Source organism: Kitasatospora sp. NPDC023385 (assembly GCF_055664045.1).
The window spans coordinates 1-5,178 of sequence record NZ_JBVOOL010000071.1; the positions used below are offsets into that span (position 1 = coordinate 1).

The 5,178-nt window shown below is 71.4% G+C and carries 3 protein-coding genes and 1 pseudogene; all 4 read right to left on the minus strand.

The features are described from left to right. Positions 1–50 precede the first annotated feature (50 nt). Positions 51–701, minus strand: a complete 651-nt coding sequence (locus AC0B61_RS36880) for a DUF742 domain-containing protein (protein WP_471746871.1) — start codon at positions 699–701, stop codon at positions 51–53. A gap of 161 nt (positions 702–862) precedes the next feature. Next, on the minus strand, positions 863–1,276 hold the full coding sequence (locus AC0B61_RS36885) for a roadblock/LC7 domain-containing protein (RefSeq protein ID WP_030248297.1): 414 nt from the start codon (positions 1,274–1,276) through the stop codon (positions 863–865). Positions 1,277–1,286: 10 nt separating this feature from the next. Next, positions 1,287–4,676 carry a nitrate- and nitrite sensing domain-containing protein gene (locus AC0B61_RS36890; RefSeq protein ID WP_471746872.1) on the minus strand — a complete coding sequence of 1,130 codons (3,390 nt, stop codon included), beginning with the start codon at positions 4,674–4,676 and terminating at the stop codon, positions 1,287–1,289. Between the two features lie 397 nt (positions 4,677–5,073). After that, positions 5,074–5,178 (minus strand): annotated as a pseudogene (locus AC0B61_RS36895) (ATP-binding protein); the annotation flags it as partial.

Consider the following 5,178-nt stretch of genomic DNA (forward strand, 5'->3'; position numbering starts at 1 on the left):
CTGCGACGACGATCTTCGCGGAGGTGGTGGCGCGGGTGGGGGCGGCCGCGTTAGAGCTTGCGAAGTCCACTGAGGACCCTTTCGAGCAGCGTGACGTCGGGCTGGTTTCCGGATTCGCCGCCGGAAGCGGGCTGGTGGATGGCGACCAGGCCGGCTTCGGCCAGGTCGGCCACGAGGATCCGGGCCACTCCCAGGGGAAGGGAGAGCAGCGCCGAAACCTCCGCGACGGATTTGACCTCCGTGCACAGCGTGCAGATCCGCTGGTGCTCGGGGAGCAGGGTGGCCAGGCGCTGGGGATCGACGTCGGCGGAGACCAGGGCCTCCAGCGCGAGTTCGTAGCGCGGCCGGGTGCGACCGCCGGTCATCGCGAACGGCCGGATCAGCGGGCCGGAGTCGGGCTCGTCCTCGAACTCCTCGACGTGGCCGGGCTCCTGGGCGGCCCGGCGGCCGGGGGCCGGTTCGGGTGCCGGGGCCTGATTCGGGTAGCCGGGCGCCGGGGCGCCGTACGAGGGCTGCTGCTGGGCGTACTGGTCGTACTGGCCGTACTGCTCCTCGGGCCGGGGGTACGGGTGCTGGGGCTGCCCGTACTGATGCCGACCGTACTGCTGACCGTGGCCGGCGCCGGGTGCTCCGAAGGCGTCATGGCCTGTGCCAGGGTACGGAAGACCGTACTGGCCGCTGCGGTCGTCGGGCGGTGTCACGGTTCCTCTCCTCACAAGGTGCGGCGGTGCGGTGCGAGCTTCGGCGCAGGTCCGGAGCCGGTGGTGCGAAGGCCGTACAACGTCCGAACCCGAGCCCGCCGAAGCGGGCCCGGGAAGGACGCGGAGGTACTTCGAATACCTGGACGGTATCCGACGAACCGTCAGTGCAGGAGACTGCCCTGGAGTTCCGCGCGGAGTGCGGGGGTGAGGACGGCGCCGGCGCGGTCGACGAGCAGGGCCATCTCGTAGCCGACGAGGCCGATGTCGGAGTCGGGGGCGGCCAGGACGGCGAGGGCGGAGCCGTCGCTGACGGCCATCAGGAACAGGAAGCCCCGTTCCATCTCGACGACGGTCTGGTTGACCTCGCCGCCCTCGAAGATCCGGCTGGCGCCGGAGGTGAGGGAGGTGAGGCCGGAGGCGACGGCGGCGAGCTGGTCGGCGCGGTCCCGGGGGAAGCCCTCGGACATGCACAGGAGGAGGCCGTCGGCAGAGACCACCACGGTGTGGGACACCCCGGGGGTGTTGTCCACGAAATTGGTGATCAGCCAGTTCAGGTTCTGTGCGGCCTGGCTCATCTGAGTCAACTCAACGCTCCTGGTGGTTCGAGCCGCCGAAGAGATCGGTGCGGCGGTTCTGTCCGTTGCCGGACTGGTCTGCCTGATCGGGGTCGATCCGGAAGCTTCCGGTGTTGCCGGCACTGCGGCCCTGCTCCACACCGCGGCGCAGGTTGGTGAGGCGGCCACGGACCTCCTCGGGGTTGCGGGAGACCTGCGGCCCCTCCTGCGCCGTGGGCTTGGCGTTGCCGGGCACCAGGTTCTGCTTGGGCACGCGCCGCGGCAGACCTGACTGGGTGGTCCCGGCGGAGGAGGGCTCGCGCAGCTGCTCGGCCCGCTGCCAGTCACCGTCGTTCGGCGACTGCCAGGCGGTGCTGGCGGTCGGGCCGGTCGGGCCGTATCCGCCGAGCGAGGACACGTCGTGGCCGCGCTGCTCCTGGGACGCCGAGGTGTCCTTGGCGCCCGCGAACCAGTTCGGGCTGTCGCCGGTCGGCGTCGCGCCGGCGGGCGCGCTGCCGGGGCCGCCGCTCGCCAGCTGCTCGCCGGGGCGGCGCTGCGGCAGCCCGGACGGCAGGGTGGCGGTGGCGGGCTGCTCGGCGGCGGGCAGCGCGGGCGGCTCGGGGGCGTACGGGTGGCCGGCCGGGGCCTCCTCGGCCTGACGGCCGTACTGGTCGGCGTAGTCGTCCTGCTGGTAGCCGTCCTGCTGGTAGCCGCCGTCCTGCTGGTAGCCGTACTGGTCGTCGGCGTACCGGTCGTCGGCGTAGCCCTGCCGGTCGTAGCCCTGCTGGTCGTAGCCCTGCTGCGGCGGGTACTGGGCGTAGCCGCCGTCCTGGGCGTAGCCGTCCTGCTGGTAGCCCTGCTGGTCGTAGCCGTACTGCTCGTCGGCGTAGCCGCCCTGGTCGTAACCCTGCGGGGCGTACTGGTCGTAGCCCTGCTGGTAGTCCTCCTCGACCTCGGCGTCCACCACCGGCGCCTGCGGGGCGCTCTCCAGGGCCGCGCGGCGGACCTGGTCGAGGCGCTGCGAGCGCTGGACCGCCTCCAGGGCCGGACTGAAGCCGGAGGAGCCGGCGCTGCCGATGCCGGTGAGGTGGTCGTCGAAGCCGAGCTCGGCGGCGCTGGGGCCGTGGCCCTCGGGGGCCCACGCGGCGGTCGGCTCCTGGTCGGCGAAGATCCGGGAGACGGTGAACTGCTCCTCCGGCTCCGGCGCGGCGCCGCCCTGGGTGACGAACGGCGGGAGCATGACCAGGGAGGTGGTGCCGGCGGACTCGCCGGACGGGCGGAGCTGGACGCGGACGTCGTGCCGCTGGGAGAGCCGGCCGACCACGAACAGGCCCATGCGGCGGGAGATGGTGGCGTCGACGGTGGGCGGCTCGGCCAGCTTCTCGTTGATCTCGGCGAAGTCCTCGGCGGTGAGGCCGATGCCCTTGTCGTGGATCTCGACCAGCACGCGGCCGTCCGGCAGGCGGGTCGCGTTGACCAGTACCCGGGTCTGCGGGCTGGAGAACGAGGTGGCGTTCTCCAGCAGCTCGGCGAGCAGGTGGACGAGGTCGGTCACGGCGGCGCCGACGACCTCGACCTCCGGGATGCCGGACAGTTCGACGCGCTCGTACTGCTCCACCTCGGAGGCGGCGGCGCGGAGCACGTCGACCAGCGGGACCGGGGTGTTCCAGCGGCGGCCGGCCTCCTCGCCCGCGAGGACGAGCAGGTTCTCACCGTTGCGGCGCATACGGGTCGCGAGGTGGTCCAGCTTGAAGAGGTTCTCCAGCTGGTCCGGGTCGGCCTCGTTGTTCTCCAGGTCGGTGATCAGCGCCAGCTGGCGCTGGATCAGGCTCTGGCTGCGACGCGACAGGTTGGTGAAGATCGCGTTGACGTTGCCTCGCAGCAGGGCCTGCTCGGCGGCGAGCGCCACGGCCTGCTGGTGGACCTGGTCGAACGCCCGGGCGACTTCGCCGATCTCGTCCTTGCCGTGCAGGGGGATCTGGGTCACCGAGGTGTCGACCCGGTCGGGGTCGGTCTTGGAGAGCTTCTCGACCAGGTCCGGCAGGCGGTGGTCGGCGATCTCCAGGGCGGCGCTGCGCAGGGTGCGCATGCCGAGGATCATCGAGCGGGCGACGTAGCCGGTGAGCAGACCGGCCAGGATGAGCGCGGCGACGACGATGACCGTGTTGAGGATGGCGTCGTAGAGCGCGTTGTCCTTGAGGCTGCGGGAGTCGTTGAGGACGTCGTCCAGCAGCGCGATTTCGGTGTTCCGCAGGGCCTGGATGTGGGTGTTGGCGGCCTGGTTCCAGTTGTCCGGGGTCAGGCCGGCGTTCTTCGCCTCGGCGTACGCGGCGTCGGCGGCGGCCTTGCCCTTGGTCTGGCCCTCGGCGGCGGCCTGGCTGTACGCGGCGCCGAGGGCCAGCAGGCCCTGCATGCTGGGCGCCATGCCGTTCGGCATCTTGTACGCCGAGTGCTCCTGGGCGACGGCGATGGCGACCTGCGCGTTCGCGTACTTCCGGGCGTCCTCGGGCGCGCTGCCGGTGTCGAACTCGGTGAGGGAGACCTGCTCCAGCTTCTCCGCGACCAGGATCTGCTGGATCATGTCGGCGTTCTCGTACCGGGTGGTGCCGTTCTGCGCGATGCCGACCAGCAGGTTCAGCATCAGCGCGCGCTGGGTCGAGGCGGACGCCTTGGCCAGCGACATCGCGTAGATCGCGCGGCCCTTGCTGGTGGCGTTGCTGGAGCCCATGCCGACCGAGTTGTCGTAGGCCAGCAGCGGGGCGAACATCACCGAGTAGGCGCTCGCCGTCGCGCTGACGAACAGCTCGGGGTTGTACGCGTTGGCCCGCAGGTGCGGCAGGTCGACGATCAGCGCCTGGAGCGCGTCGTGGCGGCGGGGCAGCTCACCGGACTTGTCGGTGGCCGCGTAGGCGGCGTTGTACGCCTTCAGCGCGGCGTCGGTGTCGGCGCGGCGCTTGGCCACCTCGTTGTTCGGGTCCTGCTTGGTGACCAGGGGTATGAGCGTCTTGTCGCGCTCGTTCTCCAGTGCCTCGGCGAGTTCGGTCGCCGCCTTGGCCAGCTCGGCGGTCTTCTCGGCGCGGGACGCCTTGATGTAGCCGTCGACCGAGGTGTTCACGCGGAGGCCGCCGAAGACGAGACTGATGATCACGGGGATCAGCAGGATCGCGATCAGACGGGTCGGCACGCGCCAGTTGCGCGGGCGGAGGAAGTCGTACCGGCCGGAGCCGCCGTCACCGCCCGGTGTGCCGCCGTCGCGGGGCGCCGTGGCGCTGCTCGGCGGGGCCTGGCCCGGTGTGGCCGGGGGGCGTTCCTCGGTGGGAGTGAACGCGGAGAACCCGGCCGGGCCCCCTGGGGTACTCTTCGGCTCGCTCTGGCGGGGCTCGGAGCGCCGCTGCGGGGCGGGTTGCTGCTTACGCCTCACTCGACAACTACCTCTCGGCCGACTGCCGGCCATGGATCAATCCAGCGCTACCCCCGGGCCCTGACCCGTCACCGGACGGCCGGCTGGGGAGATTCAGGGGTAGCTGGAATTTCAGCACGTGCAGGGATGGGGGACAAACAGCCGCCCGATGGCGCCCGCGTGGGAACAATCCGGACATTCGCCGACATGGCGGAGCAAAACCGTGGCCGACTGGCGCTGAGTGACGCTGATTCGTCACGCTGCGTCATTGTTGATCACGAAATGCCTACCGAACTGTTATCCGCTGCTTATACACGGGTCTTGCGCGGGGCCCCGGGAGGACACCGGCCGGTCAGCGCGACGGCCCCGGCGTCCCGTTGCAGTGACGGGCCGCCGGGGCCGAGCGGTTCCCGTTCGCTCAGCGGAGCCGCGCGAGGAGGGCGTGTTCGACGAGGGTGATGAGGGCGCTTTTGGCGCTGTCGCGGCGGCGGGCGTCGAGGGTGATGACGGGGGTGTCGGCGCC